Source organism: Celeribacter litoreus (assembly GCF_020165855.1).
GTDB classification, from domain to species: Bacteria; Pseudomonadota; Alphaproteobacteria; order Rhodobacterales; family Rhodobacteraceae; genus Celeribacter; species Celeribacter litoreus.
Map to the genome: position 1 here is coordinate 125,833 of NZ_JAIUFY010000015.1, position 26,442 is coordinate 152,274.

Here is a 26,442-nt window from a genome sequence, read left to right on the forward strand (position 1 = left end):
GCTTGGGCGGAACTCGGGGCGTGTCGCCGTCAGGCTGTGCAGGATTTCACCGCCGCTCTGTGCCATTCGGTCGGGTGAGGAGGGACAGGCAGGTCGTATGCCTCCCGTGGGAGCGCAACGATTCCCCGAAGGCCGAGACGAGATCTATGGGCCGCAGGTAGCGCGTCGATTGCGGACGATATCGCTTCGAAATAGGGGCGCGGTTCCACTCCCGCGCGGGTGCAAAAGGTCTGCCCCGGTGAGGTTTCTGTTGCGCCGATCACGTGGACCTGACGGGCTTCAGGTGTATCGATGAGGAATTCGCGAAAGCTCTGGGCGTCGATCACTGCGAAATCCACGTCGCCGTTTACAACGGCCATGAGCGAGCCGTGATGCGCGCCCGTTCGTAGGGCCGGATTGAACCACAGGCCACGCCGAGAGGCCCAAAACCATGCAGCCCCCCAACCCGAATGCGATTGCGCATCGTTATACGCCATCGTGAGGCCATCAAGCGCTTCGGGGGCCTCTGCGCGATGGTCCTCGCGGACGACGAAAAGGCTGCGGTAATAGCCGGGCTCACATCCTTCGAGACCGTAGTCACACGCACCAATGAGTGTAAGTTTGTCCTTGAGTGTGTCGCGGAGCGGGAGGTTGCAGACCTGAGACAGGCAGAGGTCGCGGTCACTCCATACCTCGTCGTATTCAGTGGTCAGGTCGAGCGCATCGGGCGCCGAGAGGCCAGCGGACCGCAACTCATCTCGGATCAACTCCCAAAGCGCGATGTGCGCGTCGAGGTTTCCCGAACGCAGATACATAGGCAATTGAGCGATCATGCGCGCGCGTCAGGATTTTGCGGCAACGCGTTGGCGTGCTTTCGCGCTGTCTTGGTCCTTGATCCCCAGCAGGTTCGCGACGAGGCGCAAAAGGGCGTCCTCGTGTTCATCACGTTCGCCATCGGCGAGCACGACGGACCACAATCCCTCGATCACCGAAATACGCTCTTCATAAGGAACCGCATCCTTGATCGCGCGGGTAAATCGCACGGTGTCCGGAGCCTCTGCTTCAAGCTGTTCAGCGTCACCACGCAGTTTGCTCGCCTCAAACGGCGAGAGACCGTAACGCGTGCTTAGAACTTTGGCGATCCGATCCGCCTCCTCAGGGTCATAGCGCCCGTCGGCACGTGCAACCCGCACCAAGAGGGCTGCCAAAGCGAGACGTGCATCTGTATCTGCGAGCGGGGCGGGCTCCGGCTGAAGGAGCGTTTTCAGGAAATCACCAAACATAGGGTCGATATAGGGGAGGTGCCCCAAAAGGAAAAGGCCGCCTGCGGTGGCGGCCTATCACATTCGCTTAATATTTGCGGGGGACGTAGAGTTCGGGCGGCAAAACGGCCCGCTCATAGTCCTTTTTGTAAATCCGCTCAGGAAGATAGACTTCCTCGTGCTCGATCTCCCCGTAATCGAACAGGGACAAGAGGTGGTCGATGCAGTTGAGACGGGCGCGTTTTTTATCGTTGCCCTCCACGATGTACCACGGCGCCTCGGGAATGTTGGTGCGGAAGAACGTGTCTTCCTTCGCCTTGGTGTAATCCTCCCAACGCACGCGGGATTGGAGGTCCATCGGCGAAAGCTTCCACTGTTTCATCGGGTCGTGGATACGCATGAGGAAGCGCATCTGTTGTTCTTCGTCCGTAATGGAGAACCAGTATTTCACCACTTTCACGCCGGAACGCACGAGCATCCGTTCGAACTCCGGAACGTCCTGGAAAAACTGTTCGACCTGATCCTCATCGGCAAATCCCATGACCCGCTCGACGCCTGAGCGGTTGTACCAGGAACGGTCGAAGAGAACGACTTCGCCCGCCGCCGGCAGGTGCGGGACATAGCGCTGAAAATACCATTGCGATTTTTCGCGCTCGGACGGCGCGGGCAGAGCCACAACGCGCACGACGCGCGGGTTCAGGCGCTGGGTGATGCGCTTGATCACGCCCCCTTTGCCTGCGGCATCGCGACCTTCGAAAATGACGACGACCTTCTGACCGGTTGCCTGCACCCAGTCGTGAAACTTGATGAGTTCGGCCTGAAGGCGAAGCAACTCGCGGAAATAGACCGAGCGTTCGAGCATGTCTGGATGCTCTTTCAGGTAAATCTTCTTGATTTCCCGCGACAGGATAGAGTCCTCGAGCTCGATCTCCCATTCTTCGTCCAGCGCGTCTGCAAGTTCTGCTTCCAGCCAGTCTTGGGCGTCTTTGTCAAAGCTCATTCTCTGCTCCGTCTTCCACGTAGGTCATGCCGGTTTTCGCGGCCATAAGTTTGCCGCGTTAAATCACGCATACATGACGGTTTCTTGATGGAAAAGGATCGGCAGCAAAGACGCGACCAAAAGCGCAGTCAATGTTCAGTTAAACGCCGTCAATCGGCGGGGATTGGCTAAAAAACGACGGATTTTCTGACTGGGACAGGGGCCCTAGCGGCGGGGGAAAGGCGCTTACGGACTGGGAAACATCGTGCACCTAGGCGAGGCCCGTGTTACGCGGGATGCATTAACAAGGTAGTCCTCCCATGTATCGACCGAATAATTCCGCAATTGACGATCCGAGGGTTCTTCGCAGCGCGATGGACCAAATCGCGTTCGGTGCGCTCGTGACTCCGCATGCTGAGGGGATCGAGATTTCGCATGTGCCGTTCGTCGTGCGCGAGGAGAATGGCGAGACGATCCTCGAAACCCACGTCGCGCGGGCTAATCCGCATTGGAAGCTTGCCGGAGCTTCGTCTGTCGTGATTTTTCAGGGGCCGCACGCCTATGTGTCGCCGTCCTTCTACCCGTCGAAACAGGAACACGGCAAAGCCGTCCCGACGTGGGCCTATATTGTGGTCCATGCGCACGGGGTGTTCGAGACGTTCTCTGACTCAGCGGAGCTTGGGGCCCACCTCAACGCACTCACCGACCGGAACGAGGCGGGGCGTGAAGAGCCGTGGAAAGTTGCTGATGCCCCCGCGCCATTTGTCGCCGCGCTTAAACGCGGGATTGTCGGGATGCGGCTGACCGTCTCGAAATTAGAAGGCAAGTGGAAGGTGAACCAGCACAAGTCCGAGCAGGACCGCCAAGGCACCTATGAGGGCCTGATGAGATCGGGCGAGCAGGGCGTGGATCTCGCGCAGGCCTTGGCGAGCTTTCCCGCGCCGCTCGACTGAGATCAGAGACATGACCAAAGAAAAAGGCGCTCTGAAGAGCGCCTTTTTTGATTTCTGGTCGGTGATTACACCAGCCGCGAGTTCTCTTTCGCCGCGCGCACGAAATCGCGGAAGAGCGGGGCGGGGGCGAAGGGTTTGGACTTCAGCTCCGGGTGATATTGCACGCCGATATACCACGGGTGATCTTTCGCCTCGACGATTTCCGGCAGACGTCCATCCGGCGACATGCCGGAGAAGATCAGGCCGCACTCTTCGAGTTTCTCACGGTATTTCGTGTCCACCTCATAGCGGTGACGGTGACGTTCCTCAATCTCGGTCGTGCCGTAAATCTCGGCCACTTTGGACCCTTCTTTGAGCGTCGCCGTATAAGCGCCGAGGCGCATGGTGCCGCCTTTGTCGTCGGTGGATTTGCGGCGCACGGTATGATTGCCCTGCACCCATTCCTTGAGGTGATACACAACCGGCTCAAAGCGTTTCTTGCCTGCTTCGTGGTCGAACTCTTCGGAGCCTGCGGCCTCGATACCTGCAAGGTTGCGGGCCGCTTCGATCACGGCCATCTGCATGCCAAGGCAAATGCCGAGATACGGCACTTTGCGCTCGCGGGCGAATTGGGCCGCTTTGATCTTGCCTTCAGTGCCGCGCTCGCCAAAACCGCCCGGCACGAGAATAGCGTCATAGCCTTCGAGATAGGGGGCAGCGTCTTCGCGATCAAAAGTTTCGGCATCAACCCATTCGACTTTGACCTTCACACGGTTGGCCATGCCGCCGTGGGTAAGGGCCTCTGCAATGGACTTGTAGGCGTCTTCGAGTTGGACGTATTTGCCGACGATGGCGATTTTGACTTCGCCTTCCGGATTGAACACGCGATCTGCCACGTCGTTCCAAACGCTGAGGTCCGGTTTCGGAGCAGGAGCAATGTTGAACGCATCGAGCACAGCCTGATCGAGACCTTCACGGTGATAGGCGAGCGGGGCCTCGTAGATGGATTTGAGATCAGGCGCTGCGATCACGTCCTCTTTGCGGACGTTACAGAACAGGGCGATTTTCTCGCGCTCTTTTTCCGGGATCGGGTGTTCGGAACGGCAGACCAGCACGTTCGGCTGAAGGCCGATCGTGCGCAGCTCTTTCACGGAGTGCTGGGTCGGTTTGGTTTTCAGCTCGCCGGATGCAGAGATGTAGGGCAGCAGCGTCAGGTGCATGAAGATACACTGACCGCGCGGACGGTCCTGCGCGAACTGGCGGATGGCCTCAAAGAACGGGAGACCTTCGATGTCGCCCACAGTGCCACCGATCTCGCAGAGCATGAAATCGACTTCGTCGTCGCCAATCTCGATGAAATCTTTGATTTCGTTCGTGACGTGCGGGATCACCTGAATGGTTTTGCCGAGGTAATCACCGCGGCGCTCTTTTTCGAGCACGTTGGTGTAGATGCGACCCGACGACACGGAATCGGTCATGCGGGCGGACACACCGGTGAAGCGCTCATAGTGACCGAGGTCGAGGTCGGTTTCTGCACCGTCGTCGGTGACAAACACTTCGCCGTGTTCGAACGGGGACATCGTGCCCGGATCGACGTTCAGGTAGGGGTCGAGTTTGCGCAGGCGGACGGAGTATCCGCGAGCTTGCAACAAGGCGCCGAGAGCGGCGGACGCAAGGCCTTTGCCGAGCGAAGAAACCACACCGCCGGTGATGAAAACGTAACGTGCCATGGCTGGAGAGGCTCCCGTGATAGTCCAAAAAATAGTTCGTTCACGGCACTTTTGATGCCGTGGTTCACGGGATTTAAGAGTTATCAGATTCGGTCGTCCCGCGCAACCAAACCGCAAGATGTTGAGGAGCTTTCCTCCTCAACTTCAAGGTTTTGACATTTTCGAGATGTTTAGTCGGCGCGCGGCGGTGCAACCGGAGCGTCCGAAGAGGACGGCGGTAGCAGGTCCGAGCCAAGCGGTAGCGCAGGGGCGTTCTCTTCCGTCTCAGTAACGGTATCAACGGAAACGCCGTCCATTACAGAGGAGTTCGCCGCATCTTTGCGCGCAAGAACGGTCAGTGTCACGGATGTGATGATGAAACCGATTGCGAAAATCCATGTCAGTTTGCCGAGCGCAGTTGCTGCCGCACGGCCCGTCATGACGTCACCGCCGCCGCCCATTCCGAGGCCGCCGCCTTCCGAACGCTGCAGCAGCACGACTCCGATAAGGCAGAGCGCGAGGATCAGGTGGATGACGAGGATGACGTTTTCCATGGATAAATCTCTTGGGTCGTTCGATGGCGCTACTTAAAAGCTCTCGCTCCATCACGCAACCCGCAATTGGCTGGATTTGTCCCATTTCGGCCGGAGAGTTGAAAGCGGAACGCAGATTCGGGTTTCCTCACGCGGGGTGGGTCGCTATAGAGCCTACGGTTTCAATCCATTCTCAAAAGGATTCATCATGGCTAACGTCGTCGTTGTCGGCGCCCAATGGGGTGACGAGGGGAAAGGCAAGATTGTGGACTGGCTCTCGGAGCGTGCGGATGTGATCGCACGTTTTCAGGGCGGGCATAACGCGGGCCACACGCTTGTAATCGACGGCAAGGTCTACAAACTGCACGCGCTGCCGTCCGGTGTTGTTCGCGGTGGCAAGCTCTCTGTGATCGGCAACGGTGTTGTCCTTGATCCGTGGCACCTGCTGAACGAGATCGAGACGATCCGTGCACAGGGTGTCGAGATCACACCGGAGACCCTGATGATCGCGGAAAACACTCCGCTCATCCTTCCGATCCACGGCGAACTCGACCGCGCCCGCGAGGAAGCGGCGACAAAAGGCACGAAGATCGGCACCACCGGTCGCGGCATTGGTCCGGCATATGAAGACAAAGTAGGCCGTCGCGCCATCCGAGTGATGGACCTCGCCGATGAGGCGACGCTCGAAGCCCGTGTCGACCGCGCGCTCCAGCACCACAACCCGCTGCGCAAAGGTCTCGGCTTCGAAGAAGTTGACCGTGATGCCCTGATTGCAGAACTCAAAGCCATCGCGCCGAAGATCCTGCCCTATGCAGGTCCGGTCTGGAAAGTGCTCAACGAGAAGCGCAAAGCTGGCAAGCGTATCCTTTTCGAAGGGGCCCAAGGCGCACTTCTCGACATCGACTTCGGCACCTATCCGTTCGTGACCTCGTCTAACGTGATCGCAGGTCAGGCTGCGACCGGCGTCGGCATCGGCCCGGGCTCGATCGATTACGTGCTCGGGATTGTGAAAGCCTACACCACCCGTGTGGGTGAAGGTCCGTTCCCGACCGAACTTCTGGACGACGATGGTCAGCGCCTCGGTGAGCGCGGCCATGAGTTCGGCACCACGACGGGCCGCAAGCGTCGCTGTGGTTGGTTCGATGCGGCTCTGCTTCGCCAGACCTGCGCAACCTCCGGTATGAACGGCATCTGCCTGACCAAGCTCGATGTTCTTGACGGGTTCGAGACGCTGAAAATCTGTGTCGGTTACGAGCTCGACGGTGAGACGCACGACTACCTGCCGACCGCAGCCGAAGATCAAGCACGCTGCACGCCGATTTACGAAGAAATGCCGGGCTGGTCCGAGTCGACCGAAGGTGCCCGCACTTGGAATGATCTGCCAGCAAACGCGATCAAATACGTGCGCCACATCGAAGAGTTGATCGATTGCCCGGTCGCGCTCGTGTCCACGAGCCCGGAACGCGAGGACACCATCCTCGTCACCGACCCGTTCGCGGATTGAACCGATGGCTCTCAGCTACAAGTCCCGTCGGCGTCTCGCGCTTTTGGTTCTGGTGCTGGGGCTGCCGGCCTACATCACGCTCTGCGTTGTGATCGTTGCCCAGTTTGACCGACCGTCGATCCTCGTGGAGTTGGCGATCTATGTCGGCATGGGCGTGCTCTGGGCGTTCCCCTTGAAAGCTGTGTTCAAGGGGATCGGTCAACCGGATCCCGAAACGACGACGTCAGAAGAGGACTGAACGTTTACTTCGCAGACCTTGGGCCGCGCCCTTCTCGAATGTCCTGTGGTCGCGGCGCGTGACTCTTTGACTGCGACGCCGGAGGGCGCCCTTCGTTGACACGCTTTTTGATCACGCGCGCGAGATCTTTTTTGTAAATTTCTTGCTTCGCGGCCTCTTCGCTGAGGCTGTTTTCCTCGCCTCTAGGTAGAATCCGACCCATTGCCGCTTTGATTTGTCGGATCGAAATGTGGGGGTGAGTCGTATCCTGTTTTGACATTTTACGCTCTGCGTCATCCATAAGACGCGTCACCGGCACCGGCAAATTCTTCCATGCCGAAGAGGCAGATTTGGCTCTCTCAGCGCGATGTCCGTATGGCTCTATATGGAGCGTATTTTCTTTAAATACGCTCTCGATCCGTTCCCCTAGCTGTTTTTCTGCAATTAATACAATGGCTTGCGGATCAGGTGCAGTTTCCGCAGCTTCGTGTCCCCCAATGTCCTGATTTCGTGCCTCAAGATACGCGGCGATCGCACGCAGTGTTGCATACGGATCGTCAAAACCTTCAATAATACACGAAAACGGTCCACAGGAGACCGACACAATCAGTCGATCGTTTCCCATAGTTCCCCCCATTTTCTCCCCTTGCTTATTTAAGCATATTTTTGGATGAAATGGTCAAATTTCGACATAAAAGGCGCGAAACAGTGTGTGCGCGTCGTTTCTGGACACGACTGCCAAGCTGAAAAACAGGGATGAAAATGGGCCAAACGATCGTGAATTCCGAGGCGTGGACAGTCTTGCTCGGAGGCGGTGCGCTTCGTGCAGAAGACCTGCGTGCCGTGCGGGAGAGAACTCTGCATCTTGTCGCCGCGGACGGTGGTGGAGATGTGGCGCTCAGGCATGGGGTAATCCCCGACGCTGTCATCGGCGACTTCGATAGTCTTTCCGATCTGGCCCGCTCGGAAATTCCCGCAGACCGCCTTCATCACATCCCCGAACAGGACAGCACCGACTTCGAGAAATGCCTGACGCGGATTGATGCGCCGATGATACTCGGCCTTGGCTTCACGGGCGCGCGGATCGACCATGAGCTGGCGGTCTACCATGTGCTCACGAAATACCCGTCGAAGCGCTGCGTGATTGTCGGAGAGGAAGATGTCTGCGCGCACGTCGCCGGCGATATCGAATTTGACGTTGAGCTGGGGAGTCGTGTCTCGCTGTTCCCGATGGGGGCCGTTACAGGGCGATCCGAGGGGCTACGCTGGCCGATTGACGGAATTGAGTTTGCCCCCGATCTCCGTGTCGGCACGTCGAACGAGGCCACCGCATCCCGTGTTCGAGTGTCCTTTGACGGGCCGGGGATGTTGTTGATCCTGCCGAAAGACTCACTTTGGTCGCTCGTCGACGGGCTTTTGCGCTAGGACGCCGTTGGTCCCGCCGTCACGCTTGGCCTTTGCGCATTCACCCGCTCACGGTGGATCAGGTAGAGGCCTGAGCCGATGATCACGGCAATCCCGAGCCAGACGGTTGGCGCCGGGAAATCCCCGAATACGATGAGACCCGCCACGGTAGAGAACGCGAGTTCGAGATAGGCGAGGGGCGCAAGTGTGGCCGACGGAGCATGACGCAGGGCGAGCGTCAGGCATTGGTGAGAGATCGTCGCAAAGAGACCGACGCCCAAGAGCCAGACCCAATTGATCCCCTCCGGCATCACGGGGTCAAAAAGCCCGTCTGAGCCGTCGCCGATAACCAGAACCGGAAGGCCGATTGCGCAGGCGAGCAGGGCGGTCATTGCCTGCATTCGAACGGGTGGGTGGTGTCGCAAGGCGCGGGTGACGAGCATGTAGCAGGCAAAGAAGAGGCCTGCTGCGAAGGGGAGGAAGGCGACAGGGCCAAAAGCTGCGAAGCCCGGCTGGACGACAATCAGAGTGCCAATGAACCCCACGAGTGCTGCGAGGATGCGTCGCGGCCCGATCTCTTCGGAGAAAAACAGCCAGCCGAGCAGCAGTATCACAAAGGGCTCGATATAGGTGATGGCAAGCGCGTCTGCGATAGGCATGACCATGACTGCCCAGACAAAGCATAGCGTGGCGAGGAGAGTGAAAACCGCACGCAAGAGGATGAGCCCCCAGTCGCGCAGGCCGATGCGCCAGCTCTCGCGGAGCGCGAGGCTCACCGGGATCAGCAGAAGTCCCTGGATCAGAAACCGCCCGACAGTGATTTGTCCCGCCGGATGCGCGCCAGAGGCGAGTTTCGCGCTCACATCTATGAGCGGTGCAATGGCGCAAAATGCGACCATAAAAAAGATGCCGAGCGTGGGTCTGTCGTTTGTCATCCCTCCTTTTCACGACTGGTATGTCGACGTGCAAGCAGAGAGTGAGCGCCGATCAGGCGTCAGGGCGCGTCAGGATGTATAGCGCGCCGATGATCATGAGAGCGGCTTGGAGCGTGAGGACGAGTGGCGGCAAGAAAAACAGGCAAACCCCGAATGTCACGGCCATCATAGAGATCGCGATCCATTTGATGCGACGCGGGATTGCGCCCGTTTCTTCCCATGCGCGGATCGACGGTCCGAAATGGGCATGATCCAGGAGCCATTGACGCACGCGCGGGGAGCCTTTGGTGAAAAAGAAGGCAGCCAAAAGGATAAAGACCGTGGTGGGCATCACCGGTAAGAAAATGCCGATAAACCCGAGCGCAATGCAAAGCGCTCCCAAGGAAAAGTGTATGTATCTCGACAGCCGTTCGGTCATGCGTCTTTCTCTAACATCTCTCCCTCACCAGATCATGTATGCGCATCTTTGCGGCTGTCCAGAGCAGACTGTCACAGTGGTCGCGTTTGCGCAGGTTTTTTGTGTGCAAATACGCCCGTCGCACCTATAACGGATAGGGAACCTTACATTTCTGAATCGGGTGCCGCGAGCGCGCGCCGTTGGAGAGCACATCATGTCCGACCCCTTGTCGCCGATCGAAACCGCCAAGTTCGCAGCCGCCAAAAAGGCGGTCGACTACGTGGAAAACGGGATGAAGTTGGGTCTCGGGACCGGGTCCACTGCTGCGTGGATGGTGCGTCTTCTGGGGGAGCGGGTCCGCGAGCAGGGCTTGGACATTGTTGGTGTGCCAACGTCGACGCGCACGGCTGAGCAGGCGCGGAACGAAGGGATCAAGATTGTTTCGCTGGACGAGGCGAAATGGCTCGATTTGACCATCGACGGGGCCGATGAGTTCGACCCTGATCTGAATCTGATCAAAGGCGGCGGTGGGGCTCTCTTGCAGGAAAAGATCGTGGCGACGGCGTCTGACCAGATGATCGTCATCACGGATGTGTCCAAACAGGTTGATACCTTGGGGCATTTCCCTTTGCCGGTCGAGGTCATTCCGTTCGGATGGCAGACAACCAAATCCCTCGTCGAAGAAACCCTTGTGTCCATGGATGTCATGGGGCGCAAGGCAACGCTGCGGATGAGCGGTGATGCACCCTATGTGACGGACCAAGGCAATTATATCATCGACCTGCATCTGGAGCGGATCGGAAACGCGCCGCAACTCGCGCTGGCGCTGAACCAGATTCCGGGCGTGGTCGAGAACGGATTGTTCATCGATATCTGCAGCACTGTGATCATTGGCTACGGCGACGGGATCGTGACGACCAAGGACCTTTTGTCCGGTGACGAGACCATCGATCAGTTCGCTTACGAAGAAGAAGAGAACATTTTCGCGGATCTCGGCTGACAAACCTTCGACAGACGACGTTTTCTGAACAGATATGCACAAGACCCCGTGCCTAGGCGCAGGGTTTCCCTTTGGGGGTAAACCTCCTACATCTGTTGCCGACTTTAGAATTCTTCCAAAAGGCGGGACTGATGGATTTCGACTATGACCTTTTCGTAATTGGCGGCGGCTCCGGCGGAGTGCGCGCAGCGCGGTTGACGGCAGCAGGCGGCAAAAAGGTCGCGATGGCGGAGGAATTCCGCATGGGCGGCACCTGTGTCATTCGTGGCTGTGTGCCGAAAAAGCTGATGGTCTTCGCGTCGCAGTATTCTAGCTACGCCGAAGAGGGCAAAGCCTACGGGTGGGACATCCGCATCGGGCAGTTCGATTGGCAGTCTTTTCAGGAAAACCTGAAGGCGGAACTCTCGCGTCTTGAAGGGATCTACACGAAGAACGCAGGCAATGCCGGTGTTGAAATCCTGCACCAGCGCGCGACCGTAAAAGACCCGCACACTGTGGTGCTCGCGGACGGAACCGAAAAGACCGCTGCCCATATTCTCGTGGCCGTCGGTGGCACGCCGTTCGTGCCGGATACTGTGCCGGGCATCGAGCATGCGATCACCTCGAACGAGATTTTCGACATTCCGGAACTGCCGAAACGCATCCTGATTGTCGGCGGCGGCTATATCGCTTGTGAGTTCGCCTGCATCTTCAATGGCCTCGGCTCTGACGTGACCCAGTACTACCGCGGCGCGCAAATCCTGCGTGGCTTTGATGATGAGGCCCGCGGCCACATCGCCGAACTGATCGAAGGGCAGGGCATCAACCTGCACGTCGGCACAGATGTCGAGCGTCTCGAAAAGCGCGACGACGGGATTTGGGTCAAGGCCACTGACGGGCGCGAAGGCGTCTTCGATGTCGTGCTCTATGCGACGGGCCGCAAGCCGAAGACGGACGGCCTAGGTCTCGAAGAGGCGGGTGTAGAACTGGGTCGCTGGGGCGAGATCAAGGTGGATGAGTACAGCCAGACCAACATCCCCTCGATCTTTGCCGTGGGCGATGTGACTGACCGCATTCAGCTCACGCCTGTTGCGATCCGTGAGGCCGTCGCCTTCCACGAGACCGTGTTCAAAGGCAACCCGATGAAGCCGGACCACGCAAATGTGCCGTCCGCGATCTTCACCCAGCCGGAATATGGCGCCGTTGGCCTCACCGAAGAACAGGCCCGCGATGAGCGCCCGATCGAGGTCTACTCCGCCGCCTTCCGTCCGATGCAGAACAGCTTTATCGAGAAGAACGAGCGTGTGATGTTCAAACTGATCGTCTGCGCCAAGACGCGCAAAGTTCTCGGCTGTCACATCATCGCGCCGCATGCAGGCGAAATGATCCAACTCGCCGGTGTGGCCGTAAAAATGGGTGCAACCAAGGAAGATTTCGATGCGACCGTCGCGGTGCACCCGACGATGGCCGAAGAGATCGTTCTCATGAAAGAGCCCGTGCGCGTTCATAACTGAGCGTGATATCGACGAAAAGCGGGACAGACCTGCCCTCGGCCCTTGAAAAGCGGGGCCGAAATGAACAGGTTACACCCGAGCCTTGGCCTGACAACGCACGTTTGTCGGGCCAGACCTATACGCGAAAGAGGATATGACCTGAATGGCCAGCAATAGTGGCGGACCCTGGGGCGGAGGCGGTGGCAATCGCCCGACAGGACCCTCCGGAGGAGACAATCGCGGCGGCAATAATGGAAACAACGGACGTCGTCCGGGTGACCAGCCGCAGATCCCTGAAATCGAAGAGATGCTCAACAAGGGCAACGAATATCTCAAGGTTCTGATGGGTGGAAAAGGCGGCGGCACTGGCCGTCCGAGCGGCCCTGATGGCGGCGAAGGACCGGGCAAGGGCGTGTTCGTGCTTGGCGGTCTGTTGGCCGTTGGCGCGTATTTCTTTGCATCCTTCTACACCGTGCAACCGGATGAGCGCGGGGTTGAGACCTTCCTCGGCGCGTATCACCGCACCACTGACGACGGGCCGCACTTTGCATGGTGGCCGTTCATCCGCGCCGAAGTTGTGCAGACGACGACCGAGCGGACGGAAAACATCGGTGTGGGATCGACCCAATCCGGTCTGATGCTCACCACAGATGAAAACATCGTCGACATCGATTTCCAGGTTGTCTGGAACATCAACGATCCTGCGAAATTCCTGTTTAACCTCGCCGATCCGCGGCAGACGGTTCAGGCCGTGTCCGAGGCCTCCATGCGCGAGATCATCGCAGCGCGTGAACTCGCACCGATCCTCAACCGTGATCGTGAAGAAATCCGCGATCTCGCCGGTGCGTCTATCCAGTCGACACTTGATAGCTATGACAGCGGCATCAACATTGTGCGTCTCAACCTCGACAAGGCCGACCCGCCGCGTGAAGTGATTGATGCCTTCCGCGACGTTCAGGCCGCTGAACAGGAACGCGACCGCTTGCAGCGTCAGGCGGACGCATACGCGAACACGGTTGTCGCTGGCGCACGCGGTTCCGCGGCCCAGATTCTCGAAGAAGCCGAAGCTTACCGTGCTCAGGTCGTGAACGACGCGGAAGGTCAGGCCAGCCGCTTCTCCGCGGTTTTGACCGAGTATCAAGTCGCTCCGGAAGTGACGCGCAAACGTCTTTATCTCGAGACTCTCGAAGAGGTCTATGGTGGCCTCGACAAGATCATCCTTGACGAGAATGGCTCCGGTAGCGGGCAGGGCGTTGTGCCGTATCTGCCGCTCAATGAACTGCGCCGCAATTCGGATCAGGAGGCGAACTGATGAAAAAACTTCCTATCCTTGCAGGACTTCTGTTCCTTGTCGTGATCGGCGTTCTCTCTTCGATCTACATTGTCGACGAACGTCAAAAGGCGCTCGTGCTGCAATTCGGTCAGATCAAGGCCGTGAAAGAAGAGCCGGGTCTCGCCTTTAAATTGCCGGTTATCCAGAACGTGATCTATTATGATGACCGTATTCTGTCGCTGGATACGCCGGAGATCGAGGTTACGCCCTCTGATGACCGTCGTCTCGTTGTCGACGCCTTTGCGCGCTACCGCATCACCGATGTCGTGCGCTTCCGTCAGGCTGTTGGTGCTGGCGGTATCGCAGTCGCAGAAAGCCGTCTTGCTGGCTTCATCAACCCGAACATCCGTGCCGTGCTTGGTTCTGACGGTGTGACGTCGAACACGATCCTGTCCTCGGAACGCTCCGCTCTGATGGATCGTATCACCGTTGCTTCGAACGCTCAGGCGCAACAGCTTGGTATCGAAGTGGTCGACGTGCGTCTTAAACAGACCAACCTGCCGGATCAGAACCTTGATGCAACCTTTGACCGTATGCGCGCAGAGCGTGAACGCGAGGCGGCAGACGAACGGGCGCGTGGTGCAGAAGCTGCGCAACGTGTTCGCGCGCAAGCGGATCGTACGGTTGTCGAGCTTGAATCTGACGCACAGCGTCAGGCGGAGATCACCCGCGGTGAAGCCGACGCTGAGAAAAACCGCATCTTTGCAGAAGCCTACGGTGCCGATCCGGAGTTCTTTGAATTCTATCGGTCGCTGGACGCCTATCGTGAGGGCTTGAAAGGCTCCAACACGACGATGGTGCTCACGCCGGACAGTGAATTCTTCGACTACTTGAAGTCTGACGCTGGCCGCTAAGCGCCAACGAAAGAAACTCATTTGAAAGGGCCGGTCGTTGACTGGCCCTTTTTCTTTTGTGCCTCCGCTGTTTCATCGGATGCCATTTGTTTCAAAGCGAGTTTTCCCTTTCACTTCCGCGTCATGTGAGGGGGCTTTGCGCTTGTCACACCCCCCTCACATGCTGTTGACTGAACGCGACTGACATTGAGTTGTGCCTTTTCGTTCCTATTTGTAACCAAAGAGCACACCCGCGCCCCGTCGGCTGCCTTGCCGACCAAAAGGCGCTTCACACGGAGGATATCAAACTCATGACACAGGCTCGCGCCGTCACCCTTTCCGCCCGGAGTGTTGATTTTCGTGCGATGGTCGTCGCCCTTTTGGGCGCACTCGCCGTCATGCTGACCACAGTCGCCGCACAAGCGCGCGCCGCGCCCGAAAGCTTCGCGGATCTCGCGGAAAAGGTCTCTCCTGCCGTGGTGAACATCACGACCACCACTGTCGTGGAGGCCTCCACAGATCAGCAACCTGTGGTGCCAGAGGGCTCCCCGTTCGAAGATTTCTTTCGCGACTTCATGGACCGCAACGGCCAAGGGCCACAGGGGCCGCGTCGCTCGTCCGCGCTTGGCTCCGGTTTTGTGATCTCTGAGGATGGTTACATCGTCACGAACAACCACGTGATTGAAGGGGCCGACGAAATTGAAATTGAATTCTTCGAAGGTTTCACCCTTCCGGCCACATTGATCGGGACCGATCCGAAAACCGATGTTGCTGTGCTGAAAGTCGAGAGCGACACCCCGCTCAAGTTTGTCGCCTTCGGTGACAGCGACGAGATGCGCATCGGCGATTGGGTGATGGCAATGGGGAACCCGCTTGGTCAGGGCTTCTCTGTGTCTGCCGGTATCGTGTCGCAACGCGGCCGCGCCCTCTCTGGTGCCTATGACGATTACATCCAGACTGACGCAGCCATCAACCGTGGTAACTCCGGTGGCCCGCTCTTCAATATGGACGGCGAAGTCATTGGCGTGAACACCGCGATCCTGTCACCAAACGGCGGCTCAATCGGCATCGGGTTCTCGATGGCCTCGAACGTTGTGTCGAAAGTTGTAGGACAGCTCAAGGAATTCGGCGAAACCCGCCGCGGTTGGCTCGGCGTGCGCATTCAGGATGTCACCGATGATGTGGCTGAGGCAATGGGCCTCGACGCAGCAAAAGGTGCGCTGGTCACAGATGTACCTGATGGTCCGTCCAAGGACGCCGGGATCGAGAGCGGTGACGTCATCCTCTCGTTCGACGGCACCGAAGTGACCGACACCCGTTCGCTTGTGCGCACCGTTGGTGAAACCGAGGTCGGCAAAGCGGTGCGCGTCATTGTGTTCCGTGACGGCAAGACACAAACTCTCATGGTGACGCTCGGTCGTCGCGAAGAGGCGGAAAACGTGGCCTTCCCGACGGAAGACGCTCCGATGGACGCAATGCCGCAAACCCGCGAACTGATGGGGCTGACGCTCCAGCCGCTTGATGATGCGCTTCGTGAACAACTTGGCGTCTCTGCAGCGATGGACGGCTTGGCCGTCGTTGAAGTGGACGAAACCTCCGAAGCCTTCATGAAAGGCCTGCGCGCAGGTGACGTGATCACCGAAGCCGGGCAACAGCCGGTCGCAGACGTTTCCGATCTCGAAGCGCGCATTGCTGAGGCGCAAGAGGCCGGTCGCAAGACAGTTCTGTTGCTCGTACGTCGCGCAGGTGAACCAAGGTTCGTCGCGCTCGGCGTCGCCGAGTAATGTGACTTTAAGAACGCTAAAGAAGGCGGCTCTCGTGGCCGCCTTTTTTATTTAAGACATCCCCGATGCCCAAGCCGCCACGCGTCGCACAAATTTGCATCGCTGTGCGCGGGTGTCGCTCAACTGTGACGAAATCGCCCTTTTCACGGCGCGACCAGCGGGCTAAGCATTTTGCCGACAAAAGCTCGCGAAAGAAGGAATACCCCATGGTCAAGATCACCTATATCGAATTCGGCGGCACCGAGCACGTCGTGGACGTGCCCTTGGGGCGGACCGTCATGGAAGGTGCGCGTGACAACGGTATCCCGGGTATTGATGCGGACTGTGGTGGCGCATGCGCCTGTTCGACATGCCACGTCTATGTCGCGCCCGAGTGGCTCGACAAGATTCCTGAAAAGGACGACATGGAAGAGGATATGCTCGACTTCGCCTTCGAACCCGACCCTGTGCGCTCGCGTCTGACCTGCCAGATCAAAGTGACCGAGGCGCTTGATGGCCTCGTCGTCAACATGCCTGAGAAGCAGATCTAAGATGAAGGCGCTGGTTGCTGCATGTGTGCTGGCGGCCAGCCCTCTAGCCGCGGCCGAGATCGTTTCTGCGACCTATGAAGAGCCGACTTCCGTCTACGGACATGGTGCGATCGCGAACGGCGAGTACGCGCGTTTGAAAGTGACTCTGGATGACGGGCGCTCTTTGTCAGCGTCTTTCAAGAAAAGCGTCTTTGAGGACACCGCCCCGCGCCTGCACGATTTTGACGGCGACGGCGCGCCCGAGATTGTCACCGTCGTGAGTGGTTTCAACACGGGCGCTTGGGTGCAGGTCTGGACACTGGATTTTGAGGATCGTCTGGTTCCAGCCAGAGCTTCCGCGCCGATCGGACAGCGGCACAGATGGCTGTCCATTGCCGGGATCGCGGATTTTGACGGGGATGGCATCGATGAGATCGCCTATGTTGATCGTCCGCATCTCGCCAAAACTTTGCTCCTGATGCCCGTCGCTTTGGGGGAAGAAGGCATGCTGGTTCCTACTGCCCGTCTTGAAGGGCTTACCAACCATCACCTCGGTGCCCCCGAGATCGAGGGTGGAGTAAGAACCTGTAAAGGTGACGCACCCGTCATTCTGACTGCGGACACCAACTGGCAAAACATTTTGGAAACCCGCTGGCAAAACGGGGCTCTCGTCACAAAAACGTTGGCAACGTATGAAGGCGCGGCCTCTTTCTTGCCATTCTTGACCTGTTCCTAGGAGCTAGAAGGAGGGGCGCTGCCCCTCTGGCCTTAGGCCATTCACCCCGGGATATTTTTCGACAAAAGAATGCCTGCCGCTTGGGCACGACCGAATGTCCCTCTGCCCCGAAAACCGGAACAGAGGGTTTCTTCCGTCACGGTCATCGGCGTTCCCGCCTGTACCGTGCTTCGATCATTCCGTATTTCGATTAACGTGTTCCTAACGCGCCTTCTTTTGTCCAGAAATATCCCGGGGGTGCGGGGCTGGCCCCCGTGCGTCGCGCGTTCAAGTTTCGGAGCGAAATTGAAAAAGGCGCGCCGTTCGAGCGCGCCTCTATGCATATCGCGATAGAGCATGAGATTCTGAACCCGGCGGCCTTTCGAGCCTGAACTGCTTTTCGCGCGTTGGTTATCGCATGCGTAAGGTTAACATCCGATTAAGTTGCGCCTCGGAATAGCGAGGCGGCAGCGACGCAGTTGAGGCCAAGAGCCGTGAAAATCGCAATGAGTTGCAGATCGTGATCGATGACGGCAGTTGCGACAGGAGCCGCACAGTCCATTGTTGCGAGGAAATACGCAAATATCGCCCCAAGCCAGCTGAAGCCATAAAGCACGCTTTCAATCCGCGTCCAGGGTCTATGAAATCGCGCAATCCTCAGTGCCATGGGAAGAGCAAAGATGACCAGGGCGAATATCATCGCATCGTCATCACCGCCCGAGCTCATGAGAACGGAACAGTAGGACGCGGGATTCACCCGGCCAGCGATGAAGCCGGTCCCGTCCAATGGCCAGAGGATTGTATTGGCGACGACAATTGCAAGACTGCCGCAGTAGAGCAGCGAGAGGCGGGGCACGCCCCTCCTGCCCATTACAGCGCGCGCCAGCCGATGTCTGACCGATTGAAGCCTTCGGGCCAGTCAATTTGGTCGATCATGGCATAGGCACGGTCACGGGCTTCCTGAAGGCTATCGCCGCGTGCGGTGACGTTCAGAACACGTCCGCCAACGGCGACGATTTGGCCGTCTTTCTCGGCGGTGCCTGCGTGGAACACCATGTTCTTACTGTCTTCCGGAAGGGCGTCGAGGCCGCGGATGGCGGAGCCTTTTTCATAGGCGCCAGGATAACCGTTTGCGGCCATCACCACGGTCATGGCGTGATCGTCGGCCCAGTTGACCTGCGCCTGATCGAGCGTGCCATCAGCCGTGGCGAGCATCAGGTCGAGCGCCTGCGCGCCGAGGCGCATCATCAGCACCTGACATTCCGGATCGCCGAAGCGACAGTTGTATTCCACGAGGCGCGGTTGGCCGTCCTTGATCATGAAGCCAGCATAGAGCACCCCCTGATAGGGCATCCCGCGTTTTGCCATTTCCGCGACCGTTGGTTTTACGATTTCGTCCATGGCTTTCTGGACCACGCTGTCGGTCATCACAGGGGCGGGAGAGTAGGCGCCCATGCCGCCGGTGTTGAGGCCGGTGTCGCCATCGCCCACGCGTTTGTGGTCTTGCGCGGTGCCGACTGGCAGCACGTTTTCGCCGTCGCAGAGAATGAACCAGGAGGCTTCTTCACCGTCCATGAATTCTTCGATCACGACTTCTGCACCTGCCGCGCCGAACTCACCGCCGAACATGTCGTCGATGGCGGCGAGGGCGGTGTCGAGGTCCATGGCAACGATCACGCCTTTACCTGCGGCGAGGCCATCGGCTTTCACCACAATCGGGGCACCCTGTTCGCGGATGTAAGCTTTCGCGGCCTCGGGATCGGTGAAGTGGGCGTATCCGGCAGTCGGTGCGCCGGAGGCGTCGCAGATTTCTTTGGTAAAGCTTTTCGAGGCTTCGAGTTGGGCGGCCGCTTTGGACGGGCCAAAGGTCAGAACGCCAGCGGCACGCAGATCGTCGGCAACACCGGCGGCGAGCGGGGCTTCCGGCCCGATGATCACAAAGTCGATCGCGTTTTCTTCGACGAAGGACACGACCGTCGCACCGTCATTGATGTCAAAGGTGGCGCATTCTGCGATGGCCGCGATCCCGGCGTTGCCCGGCGCGACGATGAGTTTGTCGCATTTGGGGTTTTGCATCACGGCCCATGCCAGAGCATGTTCACGTCCGCCGCTGCCGAGGATCAGAATATTCATCAAAGCTCTCCCGCTTCACCTTTGCTTGCGGGCGTTCTAAGGTCACTTCGACTTTGACACAAGCACGAGCAGGATAATGTCGGAACTCTTCGAGGATGATGAGCCACAGGGTAGCTCCAACGCGCCGGAATTTTCCGTGTCCGATCTCACTGGATCCATCAAGCGCACGCTTGAAGGGGCCTTCGGTCGTGTGCGTGTGCGTGGGGAGATCGGGCGTGTGATGCATGCGCGCTCAGGTCACTATTACTATGACCTGAAGGACGACAAGAACGTCATCGCCTGCAACACGTGGAAGGGGCAGGCCTCCAAGCTTTCCGTGCAACCGGAAGAAGGCATGGAGGTGATTGTCACGGGCCGTTTGTCCACCTTTGGTCCACAGTCGAAATACAACCTCAATGTCGACGAGATCGAGGTCGCGGGCGCGGGCGCGCTCATGGCGATGTTGGAGAAGCGCAAAAAGGCGCTCGCGGCAGAGGGGCTCTTTGATGCGGGGCGCAAAAGGCAGATTCCGTGGCTGCCGGAGGTGATCGGGGTCGTGACATCGCCCTCGGGCGCTGTGATCCGCGATATCTTGCATCGTTTGCGGGACCGTTTCCCGCGTCATGTGCTGTTGTGGCCGGTCGCTGTTCAGGGCCAGAATTGTGCGGCTGAGGTCGCTGCGGGGATCAAAGGATTCAACGCCCTTCCCAAGGGCGGGCCAATCCCGCGACCCGACCTGATCATCGTCGCCCGTGGTGGCGGCTCGGTTGAAGACTTGTGGGGGTTCAACGAGGAGATCGTCGTGCGGGCAGCTGCGGCGTCTGACATCCCGCTGATTTCCGCAGTCGGGCACGAAACAGATACGACGCTCATTGACTTCGCATCTGACCGACGCGCGCCGACACCCACGGCTGCGGCCGAGATGGCGGTGCCTGTGCGGCGCGAGCTTTGGGTCACAATTCAGGATATGCGTGCGCGGATCGATCGGGCTCTATCCGGTCGCATGGATCAACGTAGGCAGCGCCTGACGGACCTGTCTCGTGCGTTGCCCCGTCCCGAGCAACTTTTGGACGGGCCGCGTCAGCGTGTCGATCAGGCTGACGCCCGACTGAACCAAGCGTTGATCAACGGTGTGCGGAATCGGAGGCTTCACCTCTCGGAGGCGGCATCTGTGCTGCGTCCAACACTTCTACGAGACCGGATCGGGCGCGGGCGGGAACGGATTTCGATGGTGTCCGACCGTCTGCCTTCCGCCCTGTCTCGCGGCACCGCTGAGAAGCGGCGCGATCTTGACAAGCTGTCCAGACGCCTTGCGCCTGAGCGTGTATCGCGCGGGGTCGCGCAATCGCGCGAGCGGCTCGACGCCCTAACCGCGCGGTTGTCCCGCGCTGCTCTCACACAGCAGGAACGTCGGACGGCGGCGCTCGAACGCAGTGCGGGGATGTTGGAGGCGATGTCGTACCGTAAGACGCTCGAACGCGGTTATGCTGTCGTGCATGACGCGGCGGGTGGCATCGTGACCTCTGTCGAGGGCGCGGCGTCAATCCACCGGATTGAGTTCAAGGACGGCGACGTTCAAATGAGCGGGGGCGTGGCTCTGCCAAAAGGCGCGGTGAAACCCAAGAAGGCAAAGTCACAAAAAACGGCCGCGCCAAAAGACAGCGGATCGGGGCAGGGCAGTCTCTTCTAAGAGGGTCTGGTTAGACGCCGACATACGGTCCGGTACAGCTCAGAGGGCCTTCAGAGGCCCAAGCTTCATAGAGCTCCGTGCCGCTGTCGCCTTGGAACACAGCACGGAGTTTGTCTTCTTCGACAAAGAACTGCCAGCACTGCGGCGTCATGCCATCTTCGTAGAGGAAGCAGATGTTGTCTTCCCGCTCGAACCAGACGCCTTCGCGGCAGGTGTCCTGATCAAAGGCCCAGCGAACGCGCTGTCCGGGGAGATACTGCTCTGCGCCGTATGGCTCTCCGTTTTCGGCAAATGTGAGCGTCTTTCCCGTCGCATAGTCGTCAAATTCTTCGCCCGAGAGGGGGGCGGAGACCAGTGGCGTGGCGAACAAGCACAGGGCGGATATCAGAGCGGTCTTCATCATGCGCGCACCATGTCATTTTCGAGTGAGTCGCTCCACTCACAATCTTAAGATTTGGTTAAGATGACGCATCCGAGGCGCTCAAACGTGCCACGCGGGGGTCCATGACCTTGCGCCAAAGTGGTGGGATGAGGGCGAGGGTCGCCATTGCGGGGAGCGAGCGCGGCAGTTGCGCCATGTCGTCGGAAATCGTGAGCGCTGGGTAGGGCTTCATCGGGTGGCTGTGGTGATCTGAATGACGTGGCGCGTTGAGCATCAGGAAAGAGGTGAACCACTGAGGGCTGTTCCAACTGTGCTTTGGGCCGACGGGTTCGTATTTGCCGTCCGCGGTCGATTTGCGACGCAATCCGTAGTGCTGGACATAATCCGCAAGCAATAGTTGCGACGTCGCATAGCCTGCGAGCAGGATGTACTTGAAAACCCCGACAAAACCGCCAATCGCGAAGGCTGCGAGAAGACAGGCAAACGCGCCCCCGACATAGATCAGATAGGGGTGGATATCGGTTGTTTTACGCCGCGCCCGCATCGCATTTTCGGCGCGTAGTCCGGACTTGAAAGACCCGATCCATGCGCGGGGCAGGAAACGGTAGTAGCTCATCCCGAGCGGGGCGGAATTGGGGTCTTTCCCTGTCGCCGCATAGGTATGGTGGACCTTCACATGCGCCGTCGCATGGTGCCCGAACAGGAGCGTGATATAGACCCACGTTCCCAACCGGCGCAGTGTCGCGTCGGAGCGGTGGACAAGCTCATGGGCGTTTGAGTTCGAGACCTGCCCAAAAAACATGCCCATGCCGAGGAAGATGAAAACCCGCTCCCAAACCGCGAGGACATTCACCGAAAGCGCCCAAACGGCAAGCAGCATTAGGCCGAAGTGTGACACGGCGAGCACGACGGAAAGGGCGTTGGCGTCAGGGAATTCTGCCTCCGGATTGGAAGGGTCGCGCGCGAGATCGACGAGTTGGTCGAGCGAATAGGCCAGTGCGGTCATATAGAGAAACGCACACACCGCCCAAACTCCGCCAAACACCGCGCCAAGGGCCAAGAGAGCGACCGGCACGAGTGTGGAAACGGCGAAATACCGGATGATATGCGGGATTTTCATGGACATGGGCGACTTCCTGCCTTTCGCTCGGACTATACGGAGCACGTCCGGCGGGGCAAGCGATAGGAGCGGGGCGAGAAAGGTTTTGATCGGACTAGCATGCATTTCGGCTAGTTTCGGTGTGGCCTATCTCCCGATGTTGCTGAGTTCGACGACCTTTCTGCTCTGATTCTCACGCTTCAAATCTTCAGTATTTGCCCCGCAACCGCGCTCGCCAAATCGGTCGGATATGCGCATTGGGCGCTATATTTTGTAGGGCAGGGGCTGATCCTTAGGCCCTTCGTCGTATGAGCGGGCGCTGGGGGCTTTCTTCTTCGATCAAGAGTCATTAAGTCACGGGAAACGGAGGCCCAATGTCGCTATTTTCAAAACTCAAATCCCGCCTGACCAAATCCTCTTCGAAACTCGATCAGGGTCTCGAAGCTATTGTCGAGGATGGTGGGCAAGAGAGTGGCGCGGATGAGGCCTTTGCGGAAGAGGTGACGACGCCGGATGTGCCGGATGAAATTCCCGCGACGACGCCGATCGAAGCGCCTGTGATGCAGGAACCGATGCCTGCCCCGACCCCGACGGAAATTCCGGAAAACATTCCGGCCGAGATGCCGCAGGAGACGGTTGCACCGATCGAGATTCCGACGAGCCAGATCGAAGAGGTCGTCGAGGCGGCTCCTGAGACCACAAAGCCGGGCTTTCTCGGACGTCTGATCGGTCGCAAAGAGACGAAAACCGTCACGCGCCGCGTGCTCGATGACGATATGCTCGAGCAGCTCGAAGAACTGTTGATCACCGCAGATATGGGCGTCGAGACCTCCATGCGTGTGACGGCGGCGATGGCCGAGGGGCGGTTCGGCAAAAAGCTTTCTGTCGAAGAGATCAAACGCCTTATGGCGCGGGAAATTGCCCGGATCATGGAACCGGTGGCAAAGCCGATGCCAATCTATGCGAAGACGCCGCAGGTGGTGCTCGTGGTCGGTGTAAACGGCTCCGGCAAGACGACGACCATCGGCAAACTGGCGTCTCAGTTCAAAGCAGCGGGAAAATCCGTTGTAATCGCAGCTGGCGATACATTCCGCGCGGCGGCTGTTGAGCAACTTCAGGTGTGGGGCGAACGCGCGGGTGTGCCAGTACTGACGGCGCCCGAGGGCTCCGATCCCGCGTCTCTCGCGTTCGATGCGATGACGAAGGCGCAGGAAAGCGGTGCTGATCTCTTGATGATCGACACGGCCGGACGATTGCAGAACCGTCAGGATCTCATGGAAGAACTCGCCAAAATCGTCCGCGTCATCCGCAAGAAGGATGAGAGCGCGCCGCACAACACTCTGCTTGTGCTCGACGCCACAACAGGGCAGAACGCGATTTCTCAGGTCGAGACGTTCCAGAAACTCGCGGATGTCTCCGGCCTTGTGATGACGAAACTCGACGGCACGGCCCGTGGCGGTGTGCTCGTCAGCTTGGCAGACAAGTTTGGTCTGCCGATCCACGCCATCGGTGTGGGAGAACAGATCGACGACCTCGCGCCGTTCGATCCAGAAGAATTTGCCGCGGCCCTGACGGGTCTGGAGGTTTGATGCTCGAAATTCAGTATGCAATCGGTCCTGACAGTTGGGTGTCGGGCGAACACGCTATTGCGCGGCGCGAAGCCATACAGGATCTCTTTTTCGATCACCCTATCTGCCCTGAAGAAACAGGTGAGGATTGGCCCGAAGATCGTGAACTCTACGCCGAGATGGTGATCGTCGACGGCGATCTGCTCGTAGCGTCCGCCATGTTGGTCGTGGACCCGGAGCGCGAGGACCGTCCGGCCCGTATCTGGGGCATGGGTGTCCTGCCGGGCTACGAGACGGAATTCCTGATCCGCTCTCTCGAAGAGGCGCTGATCCGTGCCGCCTGTCTCGATGCGGCCTATCCGTTTGTCGAGGCGACCGACGGGATGTTGGTGCCGAATCCGAATGCGGATTTCGGAGATTATCTGCGTTCTGAATTCCCCCGGACGGCGTAATCGGCCACGTATGACGGCCCATTTGCTGTGTGGGGTGTGCGTTTCGTCTCACTGGACCTTTCAACGGGTGATCTGTAGCAGGATGCCATGAGCGAATATCTGATCTCCCTTGAAGGCACCGAAGCGGGCCATCACGCCGCCCTCATCCTAGCTTTGATGGCTGCGTTTTTGCATGCGCTGTTCGGAGCGTTGCAAAAGGGGCGGCATGATCCATGGCTCTCGCGCGGCGCCATGGATTTTTTCTATGGTCTGATGGCGGCGCCATTCGCACTCTTCGTTGTGCCGTGGCCAGAGCCGCATATGTGGATCATCTTCCTCGGCATGTTCGTGATCCACACGGCCTATAAGGCCGCGCAGGGGTATACCTACACCAAAGGCGCTTACACCGTCGTTTACCCCGTTGTGCGTGGCTCCGGTCCGCTATTTGCGGTCATTGGTGCGGGACTCGTCTTCGGCGAACATTTCACGCTGGTCCAGTGGCTTGGTGTGCTTGTCCTGATTTCCGGTATTTTCGGCCTCGCGGTCTACAATCTACGCACGATCACGGTCGGACGCGAGACGATGGTGCCTGCGCTGATGCTCGCCGTTATCACAGGCGGGTTCGTGGCGCTCTACACGACCTATGACGCCTATGGCATCCGCGCGACGGCGGATCCGTTTACCTTTTTGGCATGGTTCTTCTTTCTTGACGGCCTTGTGATGCCGGTGGTCGCCTTTCTCCGCTACCGAAATATGGAATTCAAACCCGACCTCGGCCCCTTGGCCGTGCGCGGTTTCTTCGGCGGGATCGTCGCCTATTTCTCCTTTGGGTGCATCATGTTGGCGACCCGCCTCGACAATGTCGGTGAGGCCGCAGTCTTGCGCGAAACATCGACCGTATTTGCGGCCTTGATTGGCTGGATCGTTTTGGGTGAAAAGGTCGGACCGCGCCGATTGTCCCTCATGGCCTTGATTGCGCTTGGCGCGGTCATAGTTGAGATGGGCGGATAGAAGGAAAACAGATGCCAGAAGATACCCCCATCACCGTTCAAGAGAAAAAGCTCAATCCGGCTGTGAAGACGGCTTTGGAAATGGGGCCGATCCTTGCGTTCTTTGCGGGCTATGTCTTGCTGAAGGATCGCACCTTCGAGATCGCTGGCTCGGAGTATTCCGGCTTCATCGTGATGACGGCGCTCTTCATTCCGATCCTTGCGCTGTCCACGCTCGCGCTGTGGCGTTTGACGGGCAAGCTCTCTGCGATGCAGATCATGACGCTCGTCTTGGTGGTCGTCTTCGGCGGCTTGACGATCTGGCTCAATGACGAGCGGTTCTTCAAGATGAAGCCGACGATGATCTACGTGATGTTCGGCGGCATTCTGGGCGTCGGGCTGCTCCGGAGCAAAAGCTATCTGTCGCTTGTTTTGGGGGAGGTCATGCCTCTCGATGCTGAAGGCTGGCGGAAGATGGAATTCCGGATGATGCTGTTCTTCTTCGGCCTCGCGGTCGCGAATGAGCTGATCTGGCGGACCATGACCACGGATACATGGGTGAAGTTCAAAACCTTCGGCCTGCCGATCGCGATGCTCGCCTTCTTCATGGCGCAGTCGGGTTTGATGAGCCGGCATTCGACTGAAGAAAAAGACGGGGAATAACCCCGCCCACG

At 58.7% G+C, this 26,442-nt stretch carries 28 protein-coding genes; 16 read left to right on the forward strand and 12 right to left on the reverse strand.

Going from position 1 to position 26,442, the window contains the following annotated elements; translation table 11 throughout:
* Positions 1 to 29 precede the first annotated feature (29 nt).
* The 3 genes from LA304_RS16915 to ppk2 form a co-directional block, all read right to left on the reverse strand.
* Positions 30 to 812: a phosphate/phosphite/phosphonate ABC transporter substrate-binding protein gene (locus LA304_RS16915; RefSeq protein ID WP_224504359.1), complete on the reverse strand. Its 783-nt coding sequence runs from the start codon at positions 810 to 812 to the stop codon at positions 30 to 32.
* Between the two features lie 9 nt (positions 813 to 821).
* The gene (locus LA304_RS16920) at positions 822 to 1,262 is read right to left on the reverse strand and encodes a tellurite resistance TerB family protein (protein WP_224504360.1); all 441 of its coding nucleotides are present in this window, start codon (positions 1,260 to 1,262) and stop codon (positions 822 to 824) included.
* Positions 1,263 to 1,329: 67 nt separating this feature from the next.
* A complete protein-coding gene (gene ppk2 / locus LA304_RS16925; protein ID WP_224504361.1) occupies positions 1,330 to 2,241 on the reverse strand; it encodes a polyphosphate kinase 2 in 912 nt (303 codons plus the stop codon).
* A gap of 299 nt (positions 2,242 to 2,540) precedes the next feature.
* On the opposite strand from ppk2, the gene LA304_RS16930 reads away from it, so the two are divergent.
* Complete coding sequence (locus tag LA304_RS16930; RefSeq protein ID WP_224504362.1) at positions 2,541 to 3,173, forward strand: FMN-binding negative transcriptional regulator; 633 nt, start codon at positions 2,541 to 2,543, stop codon at positions 3,171 to 3,173.
* 65 nt (positions 3,174 to 3,238) lie between these two features.
* Here LA304_RS16930 and LA304_RS16935 read toward each other — a convergent pair whose 3' ends face one another.
* Both LA304_RS16935 and secG read right to left on the reverse strand, forming a co-directional pair.
* Positions 3,239 to 4,882, reverse strand: a complete 1,644-nt coding sequence (locus LA304_RS16935) for a CTP synthase (RefSeq protein ID WP_224504363.1) — start codon at positions 4,880 to 4,882, stop codon at positions 3,239 to 3,241.
* Between the two features lie 170 nt (positions 4,883 to 5,052).
* Positions 5,053 to 5,415: a preprotein translocase subunit SecG gene (gene secG / locus LA304_RS16940; protein WP_224504364.1), complete on the reverse strand. Its 363-nt coding sequence runs from the start codon at positions 5,413 to 5,415 to the stop codon at positions 5,053 to 5,055.
* A 187-nt stretch (positions 5,416 to 5,602) separates the two neighbouring features.
* Between secG and LA304_RS16945 the strand changes: the two genes are divergently transcribed.
* Positions 5,603 to 6,898, forward strand: a complete 1,296-nt coding sequence (locus LA304_RS16945; RefSeq protein WP_224504365.1) for an adenylosuccinate synthase — start codon at positions 5,603 to 5,605, stop codon at positions 6,896 to 6,898.
* Positions 6,899 to 6,902: 4 nt separating this feature from the next.
* A complete protein-coding gene (locus LA304_RS16950) occupies positions 6,903 to 7,136 on the forward strand; it encodes a DUF2842 domain-containing protein (RefSeq protein ID WP_224504366.1) in 234 nt (77 codons plus the stop codon).
* A gap of 4 nt (positions 7,137 to 7,140) precedes the next feature.
* Here the strand turns inward: LA304_RS16950 and LA304_RS16955 are convergent, their stop codons facing one another.
* Complete coding sequence (locus LA304_RS16955; protein WP_224504367.1) at positions 7,141 to 7,740, reverse strand: hypothetical protein; 600 nt, start codon at positions 7,738 to 7,740, stop codon at positions 7,141 to 7,143.
* A 137-nt stretch (positions 7,741 to 7,877) separates the two neighbouring features.
* Between LA304_RS16955 and LA304_RS16960 the strand changes: the two genes are divergently transcribed.
* Positions 7,878 to 8,540: a thiamine diphosphokinase gene (locus LA304_RS16960; protein WP_224504368.1), complete on the forward strand. Its 663-nt coding sequence runs from the start codon at positions 7,878 to 7,880 to the stop codon at positions 8,538 to 8,540.
* Here LA304_RS16960 and LA304_RS16965 read toward each other — a convergent pair.
* Both LA304_RS16965 and LA304_RS16970 read right to left on the reverse strand, forming a co-directional pair.
* Positions 8,537 to 9,454, reverse strand: a complete 918-nt coding sequence (locus tag LA304_RS16965; protein WP_224504369.1) for a DMT family transporter — start codon at positions 9,452 to 9,454, stop codon at positions 8,537 to 8,539. The two genes, LA304_RS16960 and LA304_RS16965, sit on opposite strands and share 4 nt — an antisense overlap.
* A 52-nt stretch (positions 9,455 to 9,506) precedes the next feature.
* On the reverse strand, positions 9,507 to 9,872 hold the full coding sequence (locus LA304_RS16970) for a YbaN family protein (protein WP_224504370.1): 366 nt from the start codon (positions 9,870 to 9,872) through the stop codon (positions 9,507 to 9,509).
* 193 nt (positions 9,873 to 10,065) lie between these two features.
* Here LA304_RS16970 and rpiA point away from each other — a divergent pair, with 193 nt between their 5' ends.
* The 7 genes from rpiA to LA304_RS17005 all read left to right on the forward strand — a co-directional run bounded on the left by rpiA (position 10,066) and on the right by LA304_RS17005 (position 17,518).
* The gene (gene rpiA, locus LA304_RS16975) at positions 10,066 to 10,851 is read left to right on the forward strand and encodes a ribose-5-phosphate isomerase RpiA (protein WP_224504371.1); all 786 of its coding nucleotides are present in this window, start codon (positions 10,066 to 10,068) and stop codon (positions 10,849 to 10,851) included.
* 131 nt (positions 10,852 to 10,982) lie between these two features.
* Positions 10,983 to 12,344: a glutathione-disulfide reductase gene (gor, locus tag LA304_RS16980; protein ID WP_224504372.1), complete on the forward strand. Its 1,362-nt coding sequence runs from the start codon at positions 10,983 to 10,985 to the stop codon at positions 12,342 to 12,344.
* Between the two features lie 142 nt (positions 12,345 to 12,486).
* On the forward strand, positions 12,487 to 13,635 hold the full coding sequence (gene hflK, locus LA304_RS16985) for an FtsH protease activity modulator HflK (RefSeq protein WP_224504373.1): 1,149 nt from the start codon (positions 12,487 to 12,489) through the stop codon (positions 13,633 to 13,635).
* Positions 13,635 to 14,510, forward strand: coding sequence for a protease modulator HflC (gene hflC / locus LA304_RS16990; protein ID WP_224504374.1), 876 nt, complete (start codon positions 13,635 to 13,637; stop codon positions 14,508 to 14,510). The genes hflK and hflC overlap by 1 nt, the downstream gene beginning before the upstream one ends.
* A 290-nt stretch (positions 14,511 to 14,800) precedes the next feature.
* A complete protein-coding gene (locus LA304_RS16995; protein WP_396022207.1) occupies positions 14,801 to 16,273 on the forward strand; it encodes a Do family serine endopeptidase in 1,473 nt (490 codons plus the stop codon).
* Between the two features lie 206 nt (positions 16,274 to 16,479).
* Positions 16,480 to 16,803 (forward strand): 2Fe-2S iron-sulfur cluster-binding protein, encoded by a 324-nt coding sequence (locus tag LA304_RS17000; RefSeq protein ID WP_224504375.1) that lies wholly within the window; start codon positions 16,480 to 16,482, stop codon positions 16,801 to 16,803.
* Position 16,804: 1 nt separating this feature from the next.
* Positions 16,805 to 17,518 carry an FG-GAP repeat domain-containing protein gene (locus LA304_RS17005; protein WP_224504376.1) on the forward strand — a complete coding sequence of 238 codons (714 nt, stop codon included), beginning with the start codon at positions 16,805 to 16,807 and terminating at the stop codon, positions 17,516 to 17,518.
* 418 nt (positions 17,519 to 17,936) lie between these two features.
* On the opposite strand, the gene LA304_RS17010 is transcribed toward LA304_RS17005, so the two are convergent.
* The gene (locus LA304_RS17010) at positions 17,937 to 18,353 is read right to left on the reverse strand and encodes a hypothetical protein (protein ID WP_224504377.1); all 417 of its coding nucleotides are present in this window, start codon (positions 18,351 to 18,353) and stop codon (positions 17,937 to 17,939) included.
* 14 nt (positions 18,354 to 18,367) lie between these two features.
* A complete protein-coding gene (gene purD / locus LA304_RS17015) occupies positions 18,368 to 19,630 on the reverse strand; it encodes a phosphoribosylamine--glycine ligase (RefSeq protein WP_224504378.1) in 1,263 nt (420 codons plus the stop codon).
* A gap of 76 nt (positions 19,631 to 19,706) precedes the next feature.
* On the opposite strand from purD, the gene xseA reads away from it, so the two are divergent.
* Positions 19,707 to 21,299 (forward strand): exodeoxyribonuclease VII large subunit, encoded by a 1,593-nt coding sequence (xseA, locus tag LA304_RS17020; RefSeq protein ID WP_224504379.1) that lies wholly within the window; start codon positions 19,707 to 19,709, stop codon positions 21,297 to 21,299.
* A 10-nt stretch (positions 21,300 to 21,309) separates the two neighbouring features.
* On the opposite strand, the gene LA304_RS17025 is transcribed toward xseA, so the two are convergent.
* The gene (locus LA304_RS17025; RefSeq protein ID WP_224504380.1) at positions 21,310 to 21,702 is read right to left on the reverse strand and encodes a hypothetical protein; all 393 of its coding nucleotides are present in this window, start codon (positions 21,700 to 21,702) and stop codon (positions 21,310 to 21,312) included.
* A 55-nt stretch (positions 21,703 to 21,757) separates the two neighbouring features.
* Positions 21,758 to 22,807 (reverse strand): alkane 1-monooxygenase, encoded by a 1,050-nt coding sequence (locus LA304_RS17030; protein ID WP_224504381.1) that lies wholly within the window; start codon positions 22,805 to 22,807, stop codon positions 21,758 to 21,760.
* A gap of 347 nt (positions 22,808 to 23,154) precedes the next feature.
* Between LA304_RS17030 and ftsY the strand changes: the two genes are divergently transcribed.
* The 4 genes from ftsY to LA304_RS17050 all read left to right on the forward strand — a co-directional run bounded on the left by ftsY (position 23,155) and on the right by LA304_RS17050 (position 26,431).
* Positions 23,155 to 24,369: a signal recognition particle-docking protein FtsY gene (gene ftsY, locus LA304_RS17035; RefSeq protein ID WP_224504382.1), complete on the forward strand. Its 1,215-nt coding sequence runs from the start codon at positions 23,155 to 23,157 to the stop codon at positions 24,367 to 24,369.
* Positions 24,369 to 24,800, forward strand: coding sequence for a hypothetical protein (locus tag LA304_RS17040; RefSeq protein WP_224504383.1), 432 nt, complete (start codon positions 24,369 to 24,371; stop codon positions 24,798 to 24,800). The genes ftsY and LA304_RS17040 overlap by 1 nt, the downstream gene beginning before the upstream one ends.
* 87 nt (positions 24,801 to 24,887) lie before the next feature.
* On the forward strand, positions 24,888 to 25,790 hold the full coding sequence (locus LA304_RS17045; RefSeq protein ID WP_224504384.1) for a DMT family transporter: 903 nt from the start codon (positions 24,888 to 24,890) through the stop codon (positions 25,788 to 25,790).
* An 11-nt stretch (positions 25,791 to 25,801) separates the two neighbouring features.
* On the forward strand, positions 25,802 to 26,431 hold the full coding sequence (locus LA304_RS17050) for an inner membrane-spanning protein YciB (protein ID WP_224504385.1): 630 nt from the start codon (positions 25,802 to 25,804) through the stop codon (positions 26,429 to 26,431).
* Positions 26,432 to 26,442 lie beyond the last annotated feature (11 nt).